This window comes from Gilliamella sp. Pra-s60, assembly GCF_009795755.1.
In the GTDB taxonomy this organism is placed as follows: domain Bacteria; phylum Pseudomonadota; class Gammaproteobacteria; order Enterobacterales; family Orbaceae; genus Gilliamella.
Map to the genome: position 1 here is coordinate 141,895 of NZ_WTFA01000003.1, position 21,696 is coordinate 163,590.

The window sequence follows — 21,696 nt, forward strand, 5'->3', positions numbered from 1 at the left end:
TAAAGGGGATGCTTGAAGAACTAAATAAAAATTATAGTAATGGTGCAAAAAAGTAAAACAGCCGTTCAACAACCCGTTGCCAAATTGGGCGTTGGTTCCATTCTTCAGTTTTTACTTTATCTGAGTTAGATAAATATTTTTTTAAGAGCAATGCTAACGATTTAGCGAATTCTATGTCATCAATCACTGTTGTGATTTCAAAATTAAGCCATAAGCTACGCATATCTAAATTAACAGTACCAACAAGACTTAGCTGGTTATCGATTAGAACGCTTTTTGTGTGTAATAGGTTATCATTGAATTGATAGAGTTTTACACCACCATTTAATAATTCGGAAAAAAATGCTCGGCTTGCCCATTTTACCATTAGTGAGTCATTTTTTTTGGGGATGATGATGATGACTTCTACTCCCCTTTGAGCTGCGGTACAGACAGCATGTAAAATATCATCACTAGGTACTAAATAAGGTGTTGTAAAAATAATTTGGTCTTGTGCTGAATAGATTGCTGTTAATAACACTTGGTGAATCATGTTTTCCATATAACCTGGGCCAGATGCTATTAATTGCATTATGTGTTTTTTATCCTCTGGTGGTTCGGCGAAGTCGGTTATTTTGGGTAGAGTTAAATGTTTGCCTGTTTCTAGTTCCCAATCACTGGCGTATATGGCACTCATTAACGTTGTTATAGGGCCATTCATTCTGACCATAATATCAACCCATTCACCAACATGTTTATTTTGTTTAAAAAAGCGAGGATCAACTATATTCATACTGCCAGTATAGGATATATAATTGTCGATGATGGCTACTTTTCGGTGTTGGCGTAAGTCCAGTCGTCTAAACATAAATCGAAGTAAGTTTACTTGTAAAGCTTCAACAATGATAATTCCTGCATCACGCATTCTTTTATTCGCATCAGTTTTTATAAAATGTCTGCTACCTGCAGAATCAACCATTAATCGACAAGTTACACCTCGCTTAGTTGCTTGTATTAGTGCTTGTTCAACATCATCAGCACGACCACCTTCATTCCAGATATAAAATACCATTTCGATATTTGATGTCGCTTTATTTATATCGTCAATTAAACGGTCAAAAATTTCGTTAGTTTCGCTTAGTAGTTCGATGTGATTACCATTAATTCCATCAAGACCTGTTTGGTGTTTGCAAAGTTGAAAAATTGGTTTACTTACTTGACTAACATTACTGGTAAAAATATCAGAAAATTCACTTAGACGATTAATAAACTTTGAAATAGTTGGACGCATTTTTTGCGCCCGTTTAACGCGTTGTTGTCCTAAGTGAGCCTCTCCTAGGGCAAAATAAAGGAACACTCCGACAAGTGGTAAGATATAAATAACTAACATCCATGCAATGACATAAGTTGTTGGTCTTCGTTTGAAGACGATCCGTAATGTTGTTGAAACAATGATCAACCAATAAACAAAAAAGATCAAAGTGCTAATTAAAGCATGAAATGTGGTAAATTGCATACTTAGTTAATTATTAGTTAAGTTTAATTTAGTAAGCGGATCTTTAGTGCAATCATAATTTTGAAAAACTTCTGGTAATGGTTTGGGGTTATTATGCTTATCAACTGAAACATAAGTAAATACAGCATCGGTTATGCAAAAACGTTCTGTAGTATCAAATGTATCAATGACTTTTTTTACCCAAACCTCAATACCAATGGTGATAGATGTTTTTCCTGTTTTAATGCATTGTGCGTAACAACAAACAACATCCCCTACCATTGCTGGTTTGTAAAATGTAATACTACTAGCATTAACTGTTACAACTCGATTTCTAGCGATCTCTTTTGATAAAATACCACCTGCAAGATCCATTTGAGACATGATCCATCCGCCAAAAATATGTCCATGAGGATTGGTGTCAGCAGGCATAGCAAGGGTTCTAAGCACTAATTGTCCTTTAGGGGCTATATTTTGTGTCATGCTAAAATACTCCATTTGTACTATATTATTGTTTATTGTCTATATCTTTATTCATATTTTTATAGATGTAGATACCTGATATTAAAGACAATAGTAACGATGCGCCAGGTAAAATGAATACTTTAAATATCCAGAAGAAATTATCTGTAGTGTAATAGGTCGCACCTAAACTAATTGTGCCACATAATATAAAGAAAACGACCCATAATAAATTTAGTTTATTCCAAATATTTGTATCTAGTTGTATTTCTTTACTGAGCATTTTTTGAAGTAGGTTTTTTTTAAAAATAAATTGGCTAACTAATAACGCCATAGCAAATAAAAAATTAATAATAGTTACTTTCCATTTGATTATATTAGGGTCACGCATATAAAGTGTGAATCCACCAAAAACCATGATCATCAGATAAGAAATTAACTCTATTTTATCTATTTTTCTATATAAAATAAGAATAAGAAGAAAGCATACTGTTGCTGCGATCATTAATGCTTGAACGCCCACAAAGACGTCGTACATTGTTAAAAAAATAAAAAAGAATACAAGAGGAATAAAGTTTAAAAGCTGTTTCATTTAAGTATTAACCTAGTAAAAAGGTAAGTTATCATATTTTAAATAAGCAAAAAGCCTATTGGAATAGGCTTATTTTTTGTGATGAAGTTCAGGATGCGCTTTACAATTACCAGATTGGCAATGCCCATAAAGGTATAAGCTGTGATAAGTTAACTTAACACCATATTGTTCTGCGATTTCTTTTTGTCTAGCATTGATAATATCATCGCGAAACTCAAACACTTCGCCACAATCCAAGCAAATTAAATGATCGTGATGTTGTTGTGTCGCTAGTTCAAAAACTGCTTTGCCACCTTCAAAGTTATGGCGAGTGACAATTCCTGCATCATCAAACTGGTTCAAAACACGATAGACGGTTGCAAGCCCAATTTCTTCACCCATATCAAGTAGTTTTTTATAAAGATCTTCTACTGTGATATGTTGGCATGAAGGATCTCGTAATAATTCTAAAATCTTCAATCGTGGTAACGTAACCTTTAAACCAGCGCTTTTCAGAGCTGCATTATTATCATTATCGTGATTAGTCATATTACTTCCCGTTAAGTTATAAGTATTTAACCATTATAGAAACTATATATGGTAAATAAAAGAAATCGTTTTAATAGATTAAATTTTCATTTCTATTTTGACTTGATTAACCCAATTGTTGATGCGTTCTTCAGTTAATTCTGGTTGGCGATCTTCGTCAATCGCTAAACCAATAAAGTGAGTGTCGTCAACCAAGCTTTTTGATGCTTCAAAACTATAGCCTTCAGTTGACCAATGCCCAACAATTTTTGCACCTTTAGGTTCGATAATATCACGAAGTGTACCCATAGCATCACAGAAATATTCGGCGTAATCTTCTTGATCGCCACAACCAAAAATAGCTACCACTTTACCGTTAAAGTCAACTTTTTCTAAATTTGGAAAAAAATCGTCCCAGTCGGCTTGCGATTCACCATAGTACCAAGTTGGAATTCCAAAAAATAGATAATCATATTGCTCAATGTCTTCTTTAGTTGTTTTGGCTATGTCAAAAATGTCAGCTTTGTCATTACCCAAAGCTAGTTGGATTTGTTTTGCTACATTTTCTGTATTACCTGTGTCACTACCAAAAAAGATACCAACTTGTTTCATATTTTTACCTTTACTATTTACGATATTAAGATATTTTTAGAAGTATATCATTGTCACTAACTATCAGCAATAATCCTAACTTAGGCTAAACATAAGTTATTATTTGCTATACAATTTATTTATGTTGAATTAAAATTGTTGTCTATTTTATGTTAACTTAGGCTGTGGAATTCGTTTATGAACTTGCATGAATATCAATCTAAATGTCTTTTTAAACAATATAATTTACCCGTACCTGAAGGATACGTTTGTAACTCAATTGGTGAAGTACAAGATATATTAGCTGAGTTATCTTCACAGAAAGATTTAGGTACTTGGGTGGCTAAATGTCAGGTTCATGCAGGAGGGCGAGGTAAAGCCGGTGGCGTTATTTGTACTCAAAATTATAGTGAGATAAAGCAGTTTGCTGAAAAATGGTTGGGGCAATATCTAGTTACTTATCAAACAACCGATAAAGGCCAACCAGTTAACAAAATTTTAATTGAAAAAGCGTCTAATATTGATAAGGAATTGTATTTGGGGGCAGTGGTTGATCGTAGCTCTAAGCGTGTTGTTATTATGGCTTCAACAGAAGGTGGTGTTGACATTGAAAGTGTTGCTGAAAAATCGCCACATTTAATTTATAAAACCTCGCTTGATCCTTTAACTGGACCTTGTGCTTTTCAAGCTCGAGAGCTTGCATTCAAATTGGGGCTGACAGGTAAATTAGTGAACCAATTTACAAAGTTGTTTGTCAATTTTGCAAAGCTTTTTTTAGAAAATGATGTTTCATTAGCCGAAGTTAATCCTTTAGTAATTACTGATTCAGATGAACTTATTTGTTTAGATGCAAAAGTGGTTTTAGATGATAATGCTATTTTTAGACATCCTAACTTAAATGTTTTAAGAGATACAACGCAAGAAGATGAGCGTGAATCAATCGCTGCAAAACAAGGTATTAGCTATGTATCATTAAATGGCAATATTGGTTGTATGGTTAATGGTGCAGGTCTTGCGATGGCAACTATGGATATTATTAAACTGTATGGCGGTGAGCCAGCTAACTTTTTGGATGTCGGTGGAGGCACAACGAAAGAACGCGTTGCAGAGGCATTTAAATTGATATTATCTGACAAAAATGTGAAAGCAATTTTGGTTAATATTTTTGGTGGTATTGTTCGTTGTGATTTAATTGCTGATGGTATTATTAGTGCAATTAAAGAAATTGGTCTTACTGTTCCTGTTGTTGTTCGTCTTGAAGGTAATAACGCTGTACTTGCTAGAGAAATTCTCGCTAAAAGTAAATTAAATATTATTACTGCTGAAAGTTTAATAGATGCGGCCCAAAAAATCGTTGCTGTTGCTTAATAATAGGACGCATGGAGAATAGTTATTATGTCAATTTTAGTTAATAAAGAAACCAAAGTTATTTGCCAAGGGTTTACCGGTAGTCAAGGTACTTTTCATTCACAGCAAGCGCTTGATTATGGTACTAAGTTAGTTGGTGGGGTGACACCGGGTAAAGGCGGTTCAACACATTTAGGTTTGCCAGTTTTTAACACTGTTAAAGAGGCTGTTGATGCAACAGGGGCGACGGCAAGCGTTATTTATGTACCAGCAGCATTTGGTAAAGATTCTATTTTAGAAGCGATTGATGCAGGTATTAAATTAATTGTTTGTATTACTGAGGGTATTCCAACTTTAGATATGCTTGTTGTTAAAGAAAAATTACAACAAAATGATGTTGTTATGATCGGACCAAATTGCCCCGGTATTATTGTTCCTGATGAATGTAAAATAGGTATTATGCCTGGACATATTCACTTAGCAGGGAAAGTGGGAATTGTTTCTCGCTCTGGTACATTAACTTATGAAGCGGTTAAACAAACAACGGATATTGGTTTAGGGCAATCTGTGTGTGTTGGTATTGGCGGTGACCCTATTCCTGGTAGTGATTTTATTTCTATTTTAGCATTACTTGAACAAGATCCTAAAACTGAAATCATTGTTATGATTGGTGAAATTGGTGGTAGTGCCGAAGAAGAGGCAGCTGAATACGTTAAAAAACACGTAACTAAACCCGTTGTAGCTTATATTGCAGGTGTTTCTGCTCCATCAGGGAAACGTATGGGACATGCTGGTGCAATTATTTCAGGAAATAAGGGGACGGCGGCTGAAAAATCTAAAGTATTGCAATCTGCAGGCATTACAGTTGTAAAAAGTCTTACCGATATCGGCGATGCTGTAAACAAACAAATTAAGATATAGATTTTTTGATGTATATCAATTTTTATTCTGTAATTATCAGTGTATAATGGCAGTCAATAACGTAAAATTTGTGAGCATTTAAGGATTAGGGAGCGCTTATGTTAGATATAGTAGAACTTTCACGCCTCCAGTTTGCACTTACTGCAATGTATCATTTTATTTTTGTTCCATTAACGCTAGGTTTAGCGTTTATGCTAGCAATTATGGAAACCGTATATGTTGTTAGTGGTAAGCAAGTCTGGAAAGATATGACGAAGTTTTGGGGCAAATTGTTTGGTATTAACTTTGCCGTAGGTGTAGCAACAGGTTTAACCATGGAGTTTCAATTTGGTACTAACTGGTCTTATTATTCACATTATGTGGGTGATATTTTTGGTGCACCATTAGCGATTGAAGGTTTAATGGCTTTCTTCCTTGAATCAACAATGGTTGGTTTATTCTTTTTTGGTTGGGATAGATTGAGTCGCGGTAAACATTTAATGGTGACTTGGTGTGTTGCATTTGGTTCTAATCTCTCAGCACTTTGGATATTAGTTGCTAATGGTTGGATGCAGTTTCCGGTGGGTTCTGAGTTTAACCCTATCAATTCACGTATGGAAATGGCTAATTTTTTCGAGTTAATTACTAACTCAGTTGCTCAATATAAATTTGTTCATACTGTAGCAGCAGGTTATTTAACTGGTGCGATTTTTGTATTAAGTATTAGTTCTTATTATCTACTAAAAAAACGAGATATTGGATTTGCAAAACGTTCTTTTGCTGTGGCAGCTACATTTGGTTTTATTATGTCAATTGCTGTTGCCATTATGGGGGATGAAGCGGGGCACGAAATGACAACGGTTCAACCCGCTAAACTTGCTGCCATTGAAGCTGAGTGGGAAACTCAACCTGCGCCAGCATCATTTAATGTTATTGCTTTTCCATCACAAAAAAATAAAGAAAATTTATTTGCAATAGAGATTCCTTATGCAATGGGTATAATGACCACTCGTTCATTTGATACTCAAGTAATCGGATTAAAAGATATATTAAAAAATAATGAAACTAGAATTCGTAATGGTATTTTAGCTTATACGAATTTAGAAAAAATTCAGCAAGGAAGTCAAGATCCAATAGTTCTTAAAACGTTTGAAGACAATAAATCTGATTTAGGTTATGGTTATTTGGTCAAACGTTTCACTGATCGGGATAATTTGACTATTCCTCAAGCAAAGGAAGAACATATCAAAGCAGCAACAGAGGATTCAATTCCTGCTGTTTGGCCATTATTTTGGGCATTTAGAGGTATGGTTGGTTTTGGTTTGTTAATGATCTTGGGAACAGGTATCGCTTTATGGACTACTTATAAAAACAAAATCGGTGAAAAACGTTGGTTATGCCGTTTATTGATTCTATTTTTACCTTTACCATGGTTAGCCTGTGAATGTGGTTGGTTTGTGGCTGAATATGGCCGTCAACCATGGGCAATTCAAGATATTTTACCAACAGGCGTAGCGAATTCTTCCTTAACTCCAGGTGAAGTATTATTTACTATGGTGCTTATTTGTGGGCTTTATACTTTGTTCTTGGTTGCAGAAATGTTCTTGATGTTTAAGTTTGCTCGTTTAGGTCCAAGCTCTTTAGGTACAGGCAACTATTATTATGAAAAAACACAACCAATATCAGAATAAAGCATAGGGGAGTATATACAATGATTGATTACGAAATTGTACGTGTCATCTGGTGGGTACTGATTAGTGTTGTTTTAATCGGTTTTGTTGTCACAGATGGTTTTGATATGGGTGTGGGTATCTTATTACCGTTTATTGGTAAAACAGATACTGAACGTCGAATTATGATAAACGCAATTGCTCCTCATTGGGATGGTAACCAAGTTTGGTTAATTACTGCTGGTGCGGGAATATTTGCTGCTTGGCCTATGGCATATGCTGCCTCGTTTTCTGGCTTTTATATTGCAATGATTTTAGTGCTTTGTGCGCTGTTTTTTCGGCCAATTGGTTTTGATTATCGCAGTAAATTAGAAAGTTCAAAATGGCGTAATTTATGGGATGCTGGTATTTTTGCTGGTAGCTTTGTGCCAGCATTGGTTTTTGGTGTCGCTTTTGGTAATTTATTAGAAGGTGTTCCATTCCGATTTGATAATTCTTATCGTGTATTTTATGATGGTAACTTCTTCGGTTTGCTTAACCCTTTTGCTTTATTGACTGGTGTTGTCAGCTTGATGCTATTTGTTGCTCATGGTGGTGCATGGTTACAAATGAAAACGTCAGGTGAACTTTATTTAAGAGCCAGAAAGGCTACACAAATCGCTAGCTTAATTATGTTAATTGCTTTCGTTTTAGCGGGAGTTTGGGTTGCATTTGGTATTCATGGTTATGAAATTACTAGTGTGATTGATTATAATGCAGCATCACAACCGTTAAATAAAACTGTATCTACTGATGCATCATGGTTGGCTAATTATATGAATTATCCTATTTTATGGATAGTGCCTGCTTTAGGTATTGTGTTACCACTGTTAACTATTCTTTTTTCTGGTTTAAATAAAAATGCATTAGTTTTTGTTTCATCTATATTAACAATTGCATGTGTTTTATTTACCTATGGTATTGCAACTTTTCCGTTCATTATGCCTTCAAGCATCATGCCAAATGCGAGTTTGACAATATGGGATGCATCATCAAGTCAATTAACACTTAATATTATGTTTGTTGTTGTTCTTATATTTTTGCCTATTGTTCTTTTTTATACCATTTGGTCATATATAAAAATGTTTGGACGGTTGGATAAAAACCATATCGAAAATAATAAACATTCACTTTATTAAGGAAAGAGTTATGTATTACTTTTTATGGCTTATCGGACTTATTGCAGCATGCATGCTATCTGTTGTAGTTGGTTTATGGGTAGAGCGTGACACTAATGAAAAAGAACCTAATAATAGATAATATTATTTACAGAGTAATATAAAAGTAATAAAGAGGTGGCTATTAGTCACCTTTTTAATTGTTGCATGAAGCCATTAATAATAAACTGTAATGATAATTGTTTTCATTTGTTTTTTTTTATATCATAATGCAGCAAATTTTATATTTAGATATAATGTAATCAAATATAGTTAGTGCGATTTTGATATGAAAAAATTCAATTGGAATGCAAGAGTTTATTATGAAGATACAGATGCTGGTGGTGTAGTTTATCATGCACGTTATCTTGCTTTTTATGAACGAGCAAGGACAGAAATACTAAGACAGTTTAATATTAACCAGCAAATGTTATTACAAGAAGGTATTGCTTTTGTGGTAAAAAAGATGGATATTGGTTACCATTTTCCAGCTCGTTTGGATGATATGTTGTCTATTGAGACTTGCATTGGGCAAGTTCGCAAGGCATCTATTGTTTTTAAGCAGACTATTTTTAATCAAAATAACCAAGTTATTAGTACAGCTGATGTCCTTATTGCTTGTGTAAATATTACGAAAATGAAGCCATGTGGGCTTCCTAAGTTACTAGTTTTGGAGTTTATATGAATATTATTGATCTGTTTTTGCAAGCAGGTTTGTTAGTTCAAGCTGTCATGTTGCTGCTGCTTACTTTTTCTATTATGTCATGGGCTATTATATTTCAAAGAACTAAAATTTTAGGTAAAGCTAAAAAACAAATTGAGCAATTTGATAATAATTTTTGGACAGCTGATGATTTAAATGTGTTATTTGATAAAGCAAAATTTCATAAAGAAGAAATTAGTGGTACAGAACATATTTTCTATTCAGGTTTTAAAGAATTTTCAAGACTGTATCAAATTAACCCTAATATGGCTGAGTCAGCTTTAGATGGATCATTGCGTTCTATGCGTTTAGCGATGAATCGTGAGCTTGATAACCTAGAATTACATATTCCTTTTTTGGGCACGGTGGGATCCATTAGTCCATATATTGGTTTGTTTGGGACTGTTTGGGGAATTATGCATGCATTCATTTCTTTGGGTGAAGCTAAGCAAGCCACATTAAAATTGGTTGCTCCTGGTATTGCTGAAGCATTGATTGCAACAGCTATTGGTTTATTTGCTGCTATTCCAGCGGTACTTGCTTATAATCGTTTATCGTTAAGAGTTAGTCGAATTGAACAAAGCTACCTTAACTTTATTGATGAATTTTCAGCAATTTTACAACGCCAAGCTGTTGCTGTTAGGAAATAATTATGAGTAGACGTTCATCACGTTTTTCAATTAAATCTGAAATCAATATAGTACCTTTACTTGATGTGCTTTTGGTATTAGTGCTTATTTTTATGGCAACAGCTCCAATTATTAGTCAAAGTGTTGAAGTTGATTTGCCTGAAGCATCGGAGTCTAAAACGGTTTCGCCTTCTGAAAATAAGCCGATTATTATTGAAGTTTCTGGTGTAGGTGTATATACGTTGATTATTGATCAAGATCGTCAAAGTAATTTACCACAAGAACACATTATTGCAGAAGTTAAGCAACAGATGATTCTTAATGAAAAAGCTGTTTTTTTAGTCGGTGGCGCTAAAGATGTTCCATATGAAGAAATTATAAAAGCGTTGAATTTATTACAATCTGCCGGTGTTAAGTCTGTAGGATTAATGACTCAACCAATTTAAATAATATAATATAGCAAGATGTCAGCAATGTCTTATAAACCAAATTCAAAATTAAGTATAGCTATTATAATATCCGTTATATTACATGCAATTTTATTGACTGTTTTGGGTTATAAAGCTATGTATTCTAATGATGCTAACTATGGTAGCGCTAATGGTAATTCTATAGATGCTATTATGGTTGATCCTTCGGTCATGACTGAACAGTATCAAAGGCAATTAAAAACTCAAGTTAGTCAAAAACAAGCTGAGCAACAACGACAGCAACAAATAGATAATCAGGCTCGAGAGCTACAAGAGCAACAACTGGCTCAGCAACAACGACTTAAAGAATTAGAAAGAGAGCGCATAAAAGTAGAGGAATTGCAGAGAAAAGAAGCTGAAGCAGCGAAAGCTGCACAGATAGCAAGGCAAAAAGAAGAAGAGGAGCGAAAAGCTAAAGAACAATTAGAATATCAAAAAAGGGAGGCTGAAAAACAGCGCTTAGAGCAAGAGCAGGCTGAACTTGTAAAACAGAAAGCTGAACAAGAAGCTAAATTAAAAGCAGAGCGAGAATTATTAGATAAACAGCGTGAAGAAAATCAACGTAAGCAAGAAGAACTAGCAAAACAAAAAGCTGAACAAGAGGCTAAAGCAAAAGCAGAGCGAGAACTTATTGAAAAACAAAAAATTGAAAATGAGCGTAAACAAGAAGAGCTAATTAAGCAAAAGGAAGAGCAAGCAAAAAAGCAAGCCGCTGAAAAAGCTGCGGCGGATAAAGCTGCTGCCGAAAAAGCAAGAAAAGCCGCACAAGCTAAAAAAGATAAAGAACTCGATAACTTGTTAGGTGGGTTGATATCTGGTACTCCTAGTCCGTCTGGTGGATCGGCTAGCCGTAAAGGCGTTTCAGATGGAGAACTTGATAAATATAAGTCTTTGGTTCAAAATGCTATTAGTAATAAATTTATTAATCCCAACAAATTATATAGTGGTCGTAATTGTGTATTAGAAATTCAAATAGCGCCTGATGGTTTATTACTCGATGTTACTGCGAAAGGTGGTGATGAAGCATTATGTCGAGAAGCACTTTCTGCTACTAAACAAGCTGTAATTCCAAAACCTACAAGTGCATTTTATGATCAAGTAAAAATAATGAAAATTGATTTTCAACCGAAATAATTTTATATGCAGACACGATGTTTCTAAAGTTTCTAATTTTTTGCAATAAATTATCAATATTCTCTAATAAAAATATTGAATTTATATTAATCATCCCAATATATCGTCTATCCATTCTGAATCAAATTATTTAAGTTAAAAAAGGAACAGAACATGACAACAATTGTCAGTGTCCGTCGTAAAGGGCAAGTCGTTATTGGTGGTGATGGTCAAGTCACGTTGGGTGAACGTATTATTATGAAAGGTAATGCCCGTAAAGTTCGTCGTTTATATAATAACAAAGTGATTGCAGGATTTGCTGGTGGTACTGCCGATGCTTTCACTTTATTTGAGCTATTTGAGCGAAAATTAGAAATGCACCAAGGGCATTTAACTAAAGCTGCCGTTGAATTAGCTAAAGATTGGCGAACAGATAGAATGTTACGTAAACTAGAAGCTTTATTGGCTGTTGCTGACGAAAGTGCATCACTTATTATTACAGGTACTGGTGACGTTATACAACCAGAAGATGATTTAATTGCTATTGGTTCTGGCGGTCCTTATGCTCAAGCGGCGGCTCGTGCTCTACTAGATAATACTTCACTTTCTGCTCACGATATTGTACAAAAATCGTTGTCAATTGCTGGTGATATTTGTGTATATACCAACAACTTTCAAACTATTGAAGAACTCAACTATTAATTGAACAAAGAGAATATTATTATGTCTGAAATGACTCCTCGCGAAATTGTAAGCGAATTAAACCAACATATCATAGGGCAAGATAAAGCAAAACGTTCTGTGGCCATTGCATTACGTAATCGCTGGCGTCGTATGCAACTTGATGAAACATTACGCCATGAAGTTACACCTAAAAATATACTTATGATTGGACCAACGGGGGTTGGTAAAACTGAAATTGCAAGACGTTTAGCAAAATTAGCTCATGCACCATTTATTAAAGTTGAAGCGACTAAATTCACTGAAGTTGGTTATGTAGGAAAAGAAGTCGATTCAATTATTCGTGATTTAACTGATTCTGCGGTAAAAATGATTCGCCAAGAAGCTATTGAACGCAATCGTAATCGAGCAGAAGAATTAGCTGAAGATCGTATTTTGGATGTGCTTGTAGCACCGGCTAAGGATGGTTGGGGACAAATTGAAAATAATAATGATTCAACAGCAAGACAAGCTTTTCGTAAAAAACTACGTGAAGGTTCTCTTGATGATAAAGAGATAGAAATTGAGATAGCTGGTGTTAATATCGGTGTTGAAATTATGGCTCCTCCAGGTATGGAAGAGATGACAAATCAATTACAGTCAATGTTTCAGAATTTAGGTGGGCAAAAAACCAAATCACGTAAAATGAAGATTAAAGATGCGTTTAAACAACTCATTGAAGAAGAAGCAGCTAAATTAGTTAATCCCGATGATCTCAAACATGCAGCTATTGAAGCAGTTGAGCAAAATGGCATAGTTTTCATTGATGAGATAGATAAAGTTTGCAAGCGCGGTAATTCATCGGGTCCTGATGTTTCACGTGAAGGAGTGCAGAGAGATCTTTTACCATTAGTTGAGGGGTGTACTGTATCGACTAAACATGGATCGGTTAAAACAGATCATATCTTGTTTATTGCATCAGGTGCTTTCCAAACAGCAAATCCATCAGATTTGATTCCTGAATTACAAGGTAGATTGCCAATTAGGGTTGAATTACAAGCTCTAACAAGTGAAGATTTTGAACGTATTTTAACTGAGCCAAATGCTTCTCTTACTGTTCAATATAAAGCATTAATGGCAACAGAAGGTGTAAATATTGATTTTACTCCTGATGGTATTCGAAAAATAGCGGAATCAGCATGGCAAGTAAATGAACAAAATGAAAATATTGGTGCTCGTAGGCTGCATACTGTATTGGAACGTTTGATGGAAGAAATTTCATTTGAAGCTAGTGAACTTGATGGAAATACTATCACTATTGATGCTAAATATGTAAGTGATCATCTAGACAAACTTGTAGCAGATGAAGATTTAAGCAAGTTCATTTTATAAGGTAGTTTTAATCTTGATATAAAAAAGGTGAGTTTAATTCACCTTTTTTATTGCTATTTTCTTAGTAATTCTCCCAAGATATCGGTTGCTTTTGTTTTTGATTTTGAATTATTTCTGGAGTCATGATTTTCTAATTTGTCGCGGAGTTTATTTAAACGTTCTTGCAATTTATCACTAAGTACATCGGAAACTAATTTACCAATATTGAGTTGATAATGAAGATTAGCAAATTGACCATAAATACGCAGAGGTATTGTTAATTTTTGTAACTTTCCAATTGTTTCACTTTTACCATTCCAGCCTCCGAGCATTTTTAAGTTTAAATTAATATCTAAGTCTTGTTTTAATATTTCAACTCTTCCTGAACCATCAATGACGTCAAGTGTTTCTGAATTAGCATTTAATGTAGTAAATTCTAAATTACCTTGTTTTAAGTAGGTATTTGCTGAAATTTTATGAAATTTGGTGTATTTTTCTTGGTTTTCAGGTGTCATAATATCTTTTGAATATTGAGCTACTGCATTTTGTATAATGCTTTGAATATTAATGTTTTTAAGTCTAGCATCCGTGACTGAAATCTCTAAATTTCCGTGTAAGTTAGTTAATAATTTGGAGCTTGATAAACTGTTACTTTCTATATTCCCTGTAGCATTAAATAAACCTTCTAAATCATTTGTGATATTTATTTGGCTAAAAAATGTATTTAAATCAATATTTGTTATTTTGGTATTAAGCTTTATTAGCGTATTTTTTTGTTTACCATTTGCAATACCTGTTACTGCTACATGCCCTTTAGCAAAATCAAAATTAACATTTTTAATTGTTGCAATACCATCATTATTTGTGAGAACAATATCAACATTGTTTAATGTTATTTTGTTTGAATTGAGTTGTTTAATACTTAGCCTAGCTTTGGCGTTAAAAGTATTTAGAAAGCTTAATTCATTATCGTTTTTTGTGATATTTGATACTACAGGTGAAGTTTGTTGAATAGTTGCTTTTTTATCGGACTTCTCATTTATTTCTAAAAAGGAAGTCAGATCTATTTTATTTGAATTTAATTGTAAATCTATATATGGTTTATTTGTTAAATCGGCACTTATATCTCCAGTAAAATCATTTTCATTAATTGAAAACGATAAATTTTGGCTTTTTAGTAACATTGGGAGTTGTTGGTAGTTAAATATACCAGTAATATTACCTTTTAATTCTTTTTCCGAATTACTGACGCCTTTGTAAGTAAAATCTAATTTTTTTAAATCGATTATTGTTTGCTTTGGAAATTGATTTAAATCGACTGAGGCCTGTGCTAGATAAGATATATTTTGTTGGTTTTTATCTATATTACCTTTTAAATCAACGAAAATATTTTTATCTTTATTTTGTTCTAGTGATAGATTAATATTTCTAAAATTAATAATCTCATCATTATGTTGTAATGTTACAGTGCTATCGGCAACTTCAAATTTATTTAGGTTAAATTCCCAATTAGATGGTTTTTTTTGATTTTTTGAATTAGTTGTTTCATTAGTGGTAGTATTGGATGGTGTTTTTGTTTGATTTTTTTCAGTAGTGTTTATACTTTCGTCAGTAATGTTAATAACCGCTGATTTTATAAATATGTTTTTAACTGATAGTTTTTTTGAGAAAAGTGGTAATAATTCAACATCTAATCTCATATTATCTGCTGTTAAAATGGGTTTTTTAACACCATCGTCAGATAGTTTTATTGAGTCGGTTAAAATGCTTACTTGTGGCCATATATGCCAGCGTAAATCTCCATTAATAGATAATTCATAACCTGTTTTATCTTTTACCGTATCAGAAATAAATCCACGAAAATTGTTGGGATCTACAAAGACAATAAGCGAAACAATACTTATTGTGATAATTAAGATTAAGGTAAATAGAGCAATCAAAATTTTTTTGATCATATTAATATTCCTTTTTTAAGGTTATAAACTGTTTAGTCTTTATCAATACGACTGGCGACTGCTCCATGTTGGTCTTTATATTTTGCATCCTGTCTTCTATTATATGGTCTTGCAGAAGGACCTGTTAGTGTTTCAAAGCTAAGTGCTCCGATTGTCATGCCAGGTCTAAGTGCTAGTGGGATCTTACCTGAATTGTAAAATTCTAATACAATTTGTCCTTGCCAACCAGGATCGATACGATGAGCCGTAACGTGGACCATTAGTCCAAGTCTAGCAAGTGACGAACGACCATCCAACCACCCGACCAAATCGTCAGGAATAGACACTGATTCTAATGTTACTGCCAATGCTAATTCACCCGGATGAAGGTAAAAAGCATCACCTTCAGGTAATACTATTTCTTCACTCATCACCCGTTCTAGTACTGCAGAGACTTCTTCTTTTGGTCCACTTAAATCTATGTAAGGGGTGGTATGCTCTCGAAAAGTTCGAAATTGGTTACCTAATCTAACATCAACGGTTGCACCGTTAATAAAGCTTCTTGCAGGTTGTGGTGTTATTTTTAATTTACCATTTTGTAAATATGCTTCGATATCTTGATCGCATAATCTCATGAGTTATCCTTAATTGAGCTTATATAACCTTATTCTAGCAGGTTCTTTTGATTGCGTCGATGTCAGTCGTTTAAGGTTTAATCACCCATGCGTGCCCATAATGATTATAGTATCCTGCTAATTTACCTGGTTTATCTCCAATGCCGAGGTAAAGGTCAAAATGGTGTCCTTTAATTGCACCACCTACATCAAGTGCTACCATTAAACGGAGCTCTCTCTTACCGTGGTATTGCCCATCGTTATCAAGAAGAGGAACATCAACTAATACCACCGAACCAATTGGTATTAATGATTTATCAGAAGCAACTGAGGCATTGGCAACTAAAGGTACTGCAGCAGCGCCTTTTACCTCAGCATTATGTTGTGGCTTGAAAAAAATAAATGAGCGGTTTTGAATTAATAATTCTTTAAGCCTTTTTTCACTTTTATTTTTAGCCCAATCTTTGATAGCTTGTATCGACATTTTTTCTTTTTCAATTTCGCCTTGTTCTACAAGTAGGCGCCCAATACTTGAATAGCCATGTCCATTTTTACCACTATAGCAGAAAAAGACCAAAGGTGAACCATCTTCAAAATCAATATAAGCACTGCCTTGAACTTCCATAATGAAATTATCCATTAAAGAGTTACTATAAGCGATTTCAAGCCCTTTCCCTGTTAGAGCGCCATTATAAATTTGTTCTCGATTTGGTAGTCTTTCTTTCTTTGTTTTAGGTGGCATTTTATAAATAGGATATCTGAATTCAGTAGTTGGAGAATGTCTTGCTTTGATGACAGGTGTGTAATAACCTGTCAAATGAACATTACCGTAGCTATCTTGGCCGGCCATTTCATAGCTATTTAAACCGACTTTTTTAAATTCATTAGAGCCTAATGAACGGTTAATCCAAGCGTCAATCGCTTTATATATATGTTCATTTTTTTGATACAAAGATGGTGATGTTTCTTTTATTTTTGAAACTTGGATAACATAGTCAGAAATGTTAACTGGAGTAGGTAGTTGTGGGTAGCTGATATTAAGTGGTAATGGTAATTTTCCACTTCTATACTGTTGGCCTTGATTTGTATTGCTTTGACAAGCTGTCAGTAGCGACAACATAATAAAAATACATACAGTGTAAAAACTATAGTAGTGGTTGTTTTTTTTCATCTTAGTCATTAATTATAATAAGTTATAAAACAGTGCTATGCTACAAGATTATATTATAAGAGACTACAGATAATTATTATGAATCTATAAAAATTTTTCATAACGATTCAGCTTGCGATTTTGTTCTATAGACTTTATAGTCCTATACTCTTAGAAAATCGAAATTGTGAAAATAAAAGGAAATAATAGCGATGAGCATTACATCCTCAAAGCATGATCTAAAGAGAAACCTTTCTAACCGTCATATTCAATTAATTGCAATTAGTGGAGCAATTGGGACCGGCTTGTTTATGGGGTCAGGAAAGACCATTAGTCTTGCAGGACCTTCTATTATTTTTGTGTATATGATTATTGGTTTCATCTTATTTTTTGTTATGCGTGCGATGGGTGAAATCCTTCTTTCTAATTTGAATTATAAATCATTTAGTGATTTTTCTAATGATCTTTTAGGTCCTTGGGCCGGTTTTTTTACTGGTTGGACATACTGGTTTTGTTGGGTTGTTACGGGGATTGCAGATGTTGTTGCTATTGCTGGATATGCTCAACATTGGTTTCCTGAATTACAGTCATGGATACCAATGTTGTTAACAGTTGTTTTGCTATTAACCTTAAACTTATTAACAGTAAAAATGTTTGGTGAGACAGAATTTTGGTTTTCAATGATTAAAATTATTGCAATTTTAGCTTTGATTGGCATTGGATTGGTACTGATTTTAACTACTTTTCATTCAGAACAAACTAATACATCAGCTGCATTTTCGAATCTGTGGGAATATGGTGGATTTTTTCCTCATGGTTTTATGGGTTTTTTTGCAGGTTTTCAAATTGCTATTTTTGCTTTTGTAGGAATTGAATTAGTTGGTACAACTGCAGCAGAAACAGTTGACCCAAACAAAAACTTACCACGTGCCATTAATTCAGTGCCTGTGCGTATTATCTTTTTTTATGTTTTTGCTTTGATCATTATTATGAGTGTAACACCATGGATATTTATTTCACCAAATAAAAGCCCTTTTGTTGAATTATTTACCTTAATTGGTCTACCTGCAGCTGCAAGTATCATTAATTTCGTTGTATTAACATCTGCTGCATCTTCAGCTAATAGCGGTATTTACTCAACAAGTAGAATGTTATTTGGATTGGCTAAAAAACAAGATGCTCCGGAGCCTTTTGGTAAGTTGTCAAGTCGTTCAGTTCCTGCAAATGGTTTATTATTTTCGTGTACTTGTTTATTTGGTGGAGTTGTGTTGATTTATCTAGTACCTAATGTAATGGAGGCCTTTACCATAGTAACTACAATTTCGGCTATTTTATTTATGTTTATTTGGTCGATGATTCTTATTTCTTATATTGCTTATCGTCGTAAAAAACAAAACTTGCATAAACAATCTCAATTTAAAATGCCGGGTGGAATTTTGATGAGTTATGTTTGTTTGGTTTTTTTTGCTTTAATGGTTTTGTTACTTAGTTTTGAAGCTGATACTCGTCAAGCATTAGTTGCAACGCCTATTTGGTTTATTATTTTAGGCGTGAGTTACTACATTCGATCTTTAAAACGTTCCTAATTAAGGCAGGGAAACCTGCCTATGATTTGTTAATTTTTATTTCTTTCTGGCCAAATAATACTGGCAATAATACCTAAGGTTAGTATACCTAAAACGATATAAAGACTTGTGGTTGCATCTATATCGATACCATATCCAAATAGATGATTACTTGCATTTAAAGCTAATTTTCCTGCAATAAAAAAAAGTAAGCAGGTAACCGCTTTACCGATGTGAACTAAATACTGCTTCATTGCTTGTAAAATAAAATACATTGTTCTGAGGCCCAAAATAGCAAAAATCATGGCACTATAAACAATTAATGGTTCTTGACTAACAGCGATTACAGCAGGAACTGAATCAAATGCAAACATAACGTCACTAAGTTCAATTACAACAACACATAAAAATAGCGGTGTAGCATAAAAAAAACTTTTAGGTATTTTACCAACTAAATTATTATTCTCAGGTTTTATAAGTTCAGCATCAAGTTGTTTTTGTGATAATAAAAAGTGATGACCAACAATTTTGGGATAAGATGGAAAAATACCCTTAGCAATGCGAAATGCAAAGTGATTTGAATAATCTTTTATATCTTGCTCATTATCTTGCCCCCTCAACATCATTATTCCTGTGCAAGCAACCAATATTGAAAACACAAACTCCATCCAAGGACCTAAATATAGTAACCCTGTACCAAGAATAACAAATATGGCACGAAATATAATAGCACCAATAATCCCCCAATAAAGTAAGCGATGACGATAATTATTTGGTACAGAAAACCATGAAAAAATAGCCATAATTACAAATAAATTATCGACTGATAAAGTTTTCTCAAGAACGTAACCTGTAATAAATAAACTAGCTATCTCTCTTCCGTGATGAATGTATAAAAATAGAGCGAATGCTAATGAGACTATTATCCAAAATAATGACCAGATAATGGCATTTTTTAAATTGATAGGTTTATTGCTATGATGAGCGTATAAATCAATAATAATTGCAGCCAAGGCTAACCCAATAAATACTAGCATCGTTTCTATTGGAAAACCTAATGGATGTTGAGTCATAATTATATTACCTAGTTTTAAAAGTTATATGGAGTTAATTTGTTTTTTATTATGTTGAATAATTCAATAGTACATAATTATAAAAGTGCTTGAGTATATATTGCTAGCTATATCAAAAAAAGTTATATTTGCAATTCACATTTAACTGTTTTTATTTAATAACATTTTGAGCCAACATTCATGATAAAATTCAGGGTAATTATTTTTTTCATCCTTCCTTTTTTTTCAGGATTATTACATGCACAACCAGTAGAACCTTATCTATCTTCTTTACCTAAAGGAAGTGATTTATCCATTTTGGTTCAATCTGTGGGCACTAAGCCTAAAATATTAGCAAAATACAAAAGCGGACAATTTAAACAGCCTGCAAGTACCCAAAAGGTAATAACTGCTTTAGCAGCTCAACTTGAACTGGGCAGTGATTTTAGATTTATAACTCGTATACAAACTAATGGTTCAATAAGTAACAAGCAGTTAAATGGTGATCTAATTATTCAATTAAGTGGTGATCCAACTCTTACTAGAGCTCAATTAAAAAATATGATTGCTACTTTACGTCAAAAAGGTATTGAAAAAATTGTAGGAAATGTGATTTTAGATACTTCAATTTTTACAAGTCATGATAAAGCTGAAGGGTGGTCATGGAATAACTTAACAGCATGTTATAGTGCACCTCCATCAGCTGCTGTTATTGATGATAACTGTTTTTATGCAACCGTTACTCCCGGTAAAATTGGTTCTAAAGCTTCTGTTTCTGTATCATCTAATGTTCCTGTTGTTATTACAAGTAATGTGAAAACTATTGCTGCCAATAGTAAAGATTTAAATGATAAATATTGTGAATTAGATGTAAGTTATTCGGATAAAAATCGATATTATCTATCGGGATGTATTGCCACTACTTTGGATAAAATGCCATTAAAATTTGCTGTAATTGATAGTATTGAATATTTTTCTACTATTTTAAAAAATGAGCTTAAGCAACAAAAAATAAGTTATACAGGATCACTTTCTGAACGAAATCAAAAAACTAATTCCAAGTTAACTTTATTAACATCTAGTCAGTCAGCACCTCTTTCTGAGTTATTAACTGTAATGCTTAAAAAATCGAATAATTTATATGCGGATGCTATTTTTAGAACTTTAGGTGCGCATTATTATAATGTCCAAGGTACATGGCGTAATGGAGGCGATGCTGTTAAACAAATTTTACGTAAAAAAGCGGGTATTGATCTTGAAAACTTAGTTATTGCTGATGGCTCTGGTTTATCTCGATTAAATTTGGTGAATGCTGACAAATTAATGGAAGTTTTACAATATATTGCATCCCATAACGAACAATTAAAAATTATTGAAAAGTTACCAATAGCAGGGGTTGATGGAACTTTACAAAATCGTAAGAGCTTTAACCAAGCACCTTTTAAGGACTTGATACGTGCTAAAACAGGTTATATTCAAGGATGCTATAATTTAGCTGGATTTATACAAAAATCCGATGGTAGATATATGGCTTTTGTACAGTTATTATCGGGTTACCATGCAGATAGCCAAAATGGTCCTAAAAATAGTGCAATTATGCGATTTGAATCAGAATTTTATAAAAATTTTATGAACTAATTGCTCAATAAGGACACATGGATTTTATATGGGTATGTGTCCTGATTTATTTATTAGT

At 33.4% G+C, this 21,696-nt stretch carries 22 protein-coding genes; 13 read left to right on the plus strand and 9 right to left on the minus strand.

Annotation, left to right across the window (positions count from 1 at the left end):
• Positions 1-31: 31 nt before the first annotated feature.
• From cls to fldA, 5 genes are all read right to left on the minus strand, one after another.
• Positions 32-1,495, minus strand: coding sequence for a cardiolipin synthase (gene cls / locus GQ596_RS03675; RefSeq protein WP_160400333.1), 1,464 nt, complete (start codon positions 1,493-1,495; stop codon positions 32-34).
• A 6-nt stretch (positions 1,496-1,501) separates the two neighbouring features.
• Entirely contained in the window at positions 1,502-1,957 is a 456-nt protein-coding gene (gene yciA / locus GQ596_RS03680) for an acyl-CoA thioester hydrolase YciA (RefSeq protein ID WP_160400334.1), read from the minus strand.
• 25 nt (positions 1,958-1,982) lie between these two features.
• The gene (locus tag GQ596_RS03685) at positions 1,983-2,528 is read right to left on the minus strand and encodes an inner membrane-spanning protein YciB (protein WP_160400335.1); all 546 of its coding nucleotides are present in this window, start codon (positions 2,526-2,528) and stop codon (positions 1,983-1,985) included.
• Between the two features lie 69 nt (positions 2,529-2,597).
• Positions 2,598-3,056 (minus strand): ferric iron uptake transcriptional regulator, encoded by a 459-nt coding sequence (gene fur / locus GQ596_RS03690; protein WP_160400336.1) that lies wholly within the window; start codon positions 3,054-3,056, stop codon positions 2,598-2,600.
• Between the two features lie 78 nt (positions 3,057-3,134).
• Complete coding sequence (gene fldA / locus GQ596_RS03695) at positions 3,135-3,647, minus strand: flavodoxin FldA (protein WP_160400337.1); 513 nt, start codon at positions 3,645-3,647, stop codon at positions 3,135-3,137.
• Positions 3,648-3,824: 177 nt separating this feature from the next.
• On the opposite strand from fldA, the gene sucC reads away from it, so the two are divergent.
• From sucC to hslU, 11 genes are all read left to right on the plus strand, one after another.
• Complete coding sequence (gene sucC / locus GQ596_RS03700; RefSeq protein ID WP_160400338.1) at positions 3,825-4,994, plus strand: ADP-forming succinate--CoA ligase subunit beta; 1,170 nt, start codon at positions 3,825-3,827, stop codon at positions 4,992-4,994.
• A 27-nt stretch (positions 4,995-5,021) separates the two neighbouring features.
• Positions 5,022-5,894 (plus strand): succinate--CoA ligase subunit alpha, encoded by an 873-nt coding sequence (gene sucD / locus GQ596_RS03705; RefSeq protein WP_160400339.1) that lies wholly within the window; start codon positions 5,022-5,024, stop codon positions 5,892-5,894.
• 98 nt (positions 5,895-5,992) lie between these two features.
• The gene (locus GQ596_RS03710) at positions 5,993-7,564 is read left to right on the plus strand and encodes a cytochrome ubiquinol oxidase subunit I (RefSeq protein WP_160400340.1); all 1,572 of its coding nucleotides are present in this window, start codon (positions 5,993-5,995) and stop codon (positions 7,562-7,564) included.
• Between the two features lie 20 nt (positions 7,565-7,584).
• Positions 7,585-8,721, plus strand: coding sequence for a cytochrome d ubiquinol oxidase subunit II (gene cydB, locus GQ596_RS03715; protein ID WP_160400341.1), 1,137 nt, complete (start codon positions 7,585-7,587; stop codon positions 8,719-8,721).
• 10 nt (positions 8,722-8,731) lie between these two features.
• On the plus strand, positions 8,732-8,842 hold the full coding sequence (locus GQ596_RS11245) for a cytochrome bd oxidase small subunit, CydX/CbdX family (protein WP_160400342.1): 111 nt from the start codon (positions 8,732-8,734) through the stop codon (positions 8,840-8,842).
• A 186-nt stretch (positions 8,843-9,028) separates the two neighbouring features.
• Positions 9,029-9,424 (plus strand): tol-pal system-associated acyl-CoA thioesterase, encoded by a 396-nt coding sequence (gene ybgC / locus GQ596_RS03725; protein ID WP_160400343.1) that lies wholly within the window; start codon positions 9,029-9,031, stop codon positions 9,422-9,424.
• Complete coding sequence (tolQ, locus tag GQ596_RS03730; protein WP_160400344.1) at positions 9,421-10,092, plus strand: protein TolQ; 672 nt, start codon at positions 9,421-9,423, stop codon at positions 10,090-10,092. The genes ybgC and tolQ overlap by 4 nt, the downstream gene beginning before the upstream one ends.
• Complete coding sequence (gene tolR, locus GQ596_RS03735; RefSeq protein ID WP_370516482.1) at positions 10,089-10,517, plus strand: colicin uptake protein TolR; 429 nt, start codon at positions 10,089-10,091, stop codon at positions 10,515-10,517. The genes tolQ and tolR overlap by 4 nt, the downstream gene beginning before the upstream one ends.
• 27 nt (positions 10,518-10,544) lie before the next feature.
• Positions 10,545-11,675, plus strand: coding sequence for a cell envelope integrity protein TolA (gene tolA, locus GQ596_RS03740; protein WP_160400346.1), 1,131 nt, complete (start codon positions 10,545-10,547; stop codon positions 11,673-11,675).
• A 153-nt stretch (positions 11,676-11,828) separates the two neighbouring features.
• Positions 11,829-12,356 carry an ATP-dependent protease subunit HslV gene (gene hslV / locus GQ596_RS03745; RefSeq protein WP_160400347.1) on the plus strand — a complete coding sequence of 176 codons (528 nt, stop codon included), beginning with the start codon at positions 11,829-11,831 and terminating at the stop codon, positions 12,354-12,356.
• Between the two features lie 21 nt (positions 12,357-12,377).
• Positions 12,378-13,706 (plus strand): HslU--HslV peptidase ATPase subunit, encoded by a 1,329-nt coding sequence (gene hslU / locus GQ596_RS03750; RefSeq protein ID WP_160400348.1) that lies wholly within the window; start codon positions 12,378-12,380, stop codon positions 13,704-13,706.
• 53 nt (positions 13,707-13,759) lie between these two features.
• Here hslU and asmA read toward each other — a convergent pair whose 3' ends face one another.
• The 3 genes from asmA to mltA form a co-directional block, all read right to left on the minus strand.
• Positions 13,760-15,640: an outer membrane assembly protein AsmA gene (gene asmA, locus GQ596_RS03755; protein WP_160400349.1), complete on the minus strand. Its 1,881-nt coding sequence runs from the start codon at positions 15,638-15,640 to the stop codon at positions 13,760-13,762.
• A gap of 32 nt (positions 15,641-15,672) precedes the next feature.
• The gene (gene dcd, locus GQ596_RS03760) at positions 15,673-16,254 is read right to left on the minus strand and encodes a dCTP deaminase (protein ID WP_160400350.1); all 582 of its coding nucleotides are present in this window, start codon (positions 16,252-16,254) and stop codon (positions 15,673-15,675) included.
• A gap of 70 nt (positions 16,255-16,324) precedes the next feature.
• A complete protein-coding gene (mltA, locus tag GQ596_RS03765; RefSeq protein ID WP_160400351.1) occupies positions 16,325-17,404 on the minus strand; it encodes a murein transglycosylase A in 1,080 nt (359 codons plus the stop codon).
• A gap of 191 nt (positions 17,405-17,595) precedes the next feature.
• Here mltA and cycA point away from each other — a divergent pair, with 191 nt between their 5' ends.
• Positions 17,596-18,969 carry a D-serine/D-alanine/glycine transporter gene (gene cycA / locus GQ596_RS03770; RefSeq protein ID WP_160400352.1) on the plus strand — a complete coding sequence of 458 codons (1,374 nt, stop codon included), beginning with the start codon at positions 17,596-17,598 and terminating at the stop codon, positions 18,967-18,969.
• Positions 18,970-18,998: 29 nt separating this feature from the next.
• Here cycA and GQ596_RS03775 read toward each other — a convergent pair whose 3' ends face one another.
• Positions 18,999-20,021 carry a TerC/Alx family metal homeostasis membrane protein gene (locus tag GQ596_RS03775; RefSeq protein ID WP_160400353.1) on the minus strand — a complete coding sequence of 341 codons (1,023 nt, stop codon included), beginning with the start codon at positions 20,019-20,021 and terminating at the stop codon, positions 18,999-19,001.
• A gap of 180 nt (positions 20,022-20,201) precedes the next feature.
• Between GQ596_RS03775 and dacB the strand changes: the two genes are divergently transcribed.
• Positions 20,202-21,638, plus strand: a complete 1,437-nt coding sequence (gene dacB, locus GQ596_RS03780; RefSeq protein ID WP_160400354.1) for a serine-type D-Ala-D-Ala carboxypeptidase — start codon at positions 20,202-20,204, stop codon at positions 21,636-21,638.
• Positions 21,639-21,696 lie beyond the last annotated feature (58 nt).

What these genes read in the sequence shown, in the direction of transcription:
- dcd (WP_160400350.1), bottom strand. Translation starts at nt 16,254, where the DNA reads ATGAGATTATGCGATCAAGATATCGAAGCATATTTACAAAATGGTAAA.
- yciA (WP_160400334.1), bottom strand. Translation starts at nt 1,957, where the DNA reads ATGACACAAAATATAGCCCCTAAAGGACAATTAGTGCTTAGAACCCTT.
- sucD (WP_160400339.1), top strand. Translation starts at nt 5,022, where the DNA reads ATGTCAATTTTAGTTAATAAAGAAACCAAAGTTATTTGCCAAGGGTTT.
- ybgC (WP_160400343.1), top strand. Translation starts at nt 9,029, where the DNA reads ATGAAAAAATTCAATTGGAATGCAAGAGTTTATTATGAAGATACAGAT.
- tolA (WP_160400346.1), top strand. Translation starts at nt 10,545, where the DNA reads ATGTCTTATAAACCAAATTCAAAATTAAGTATAGCTATTATAATATCC.
- hslU (WP_160400348.1), top strand. Translation starts at nt 12,378, where the DNA reads ATGTCTGAAATGACTCCTCGCGAAATTGTAAGCGAATTAAACCAACAT.
- GQ596_RS03710 (WP_160400340.1), top strand. Translation starts at nt 5,993, where the DNA reads ATGTTAGATATAGTAGAACTTTCACGCCTCCAGTTTGCACTTACTGCA.
- dacB (WP_160400354.1), top strand. Translation starts at nt 20,202, where the DNA reads ATGATAAAATTCAGGGTAATTATTTTTTTCATCCTTCCTTTTTTTTCA.
- cydB (WP_160400341.1), top strand. Translation starts at nt 7,585, where the DNA reads ATGATTGATTACGAAATTGTACGTGTCATCTGGTGGGTACTGATTAGT.
- asmA (WP_160400349.1), bottom strand. Translation starts at nt 15,640, where the DNA reads ATGATCAAAAAAATTTTGATTGCTCTATTTACCTTAATCTTAATTATC.
- cycA (WP_160400352.1), top strand. Translation starts at nt 17,596, where the DNA reads ATGAGCATTACATCCTCAAAGCATGATCTAAAGAGAAACCTTTCTAAC.
- cls (WP_160400333.1), bottom strand. Translation starts at nt 1,495, where the DNA reads ATGCAATTTACCACATTTCATGCTTTAATTAGCACTTTGATCTTTTTT.
- GQ596_RS03685 (WP_160400335.1), bottom strand. Translation starts at nt 2,528, where the DNA reads ATGAAACAGCTTTTAAACTTTATTCCTCTTGTATTCTTTTTTATTTTT.
- sucC (WP_160400338.1), top strand. Translation starts at nt 3,825, where the DNA reads ATGAACTTGCATGAATATCAATCTAAATGTCTTTTTAAACAATATAAT.
- fldA (WP_160400337.1), bottom strand. Translation starts at nt 3,647, where the DNA reads ATGAAACAAGTTGGTATCTTTTTTGGTAGTGACACAGGTAATACAGAA.
- GQ596_RS03775 (WP_160400353.1), bottom strand. Translation starts at nt 20,021, where the DNA reads ATGACTCAACATCCATTAGGTTTTCCAATAGAAACGATGCTAGTATTT.
- hslV (WP_160400347.1), top strand. Translation starts at nt 11,829, where the DNA reads ATGACAACAATTGTCAGTGTCCGTCGTAAAGGGCAAGTCGTTATTGGT.
- GQ596_RS11245 (WP_160400342.1), top strand. Translation starts at nt 8,732, where the DNA reads ATGTATTACTTTTTATGGCTTATCGGACTTATTGCAGCATGCATGCTA.
- fur (WP_160400336.1), bottom strand. Translation starts at nt 3,056, where the DNA reads ATGACTAATCACGATAATGATAATAATGCAGCTCTGAAAAGCGCTGGT.
- tolQ (WP_160400344.1), top strand. Translation starts at nt 9,421, where the DNA reads ATGAATATTATTGATCTGTTTTTGCAAGCAGGTTTGTTAGTTCAAGCT.
- mltA (WP_160400351.1), bottom strand. Translation starts at nt 17,404, where the DNA reads ATGAAAAAAAACAACCACTACTATAGTTTTTACACTGTATGTATTTTT.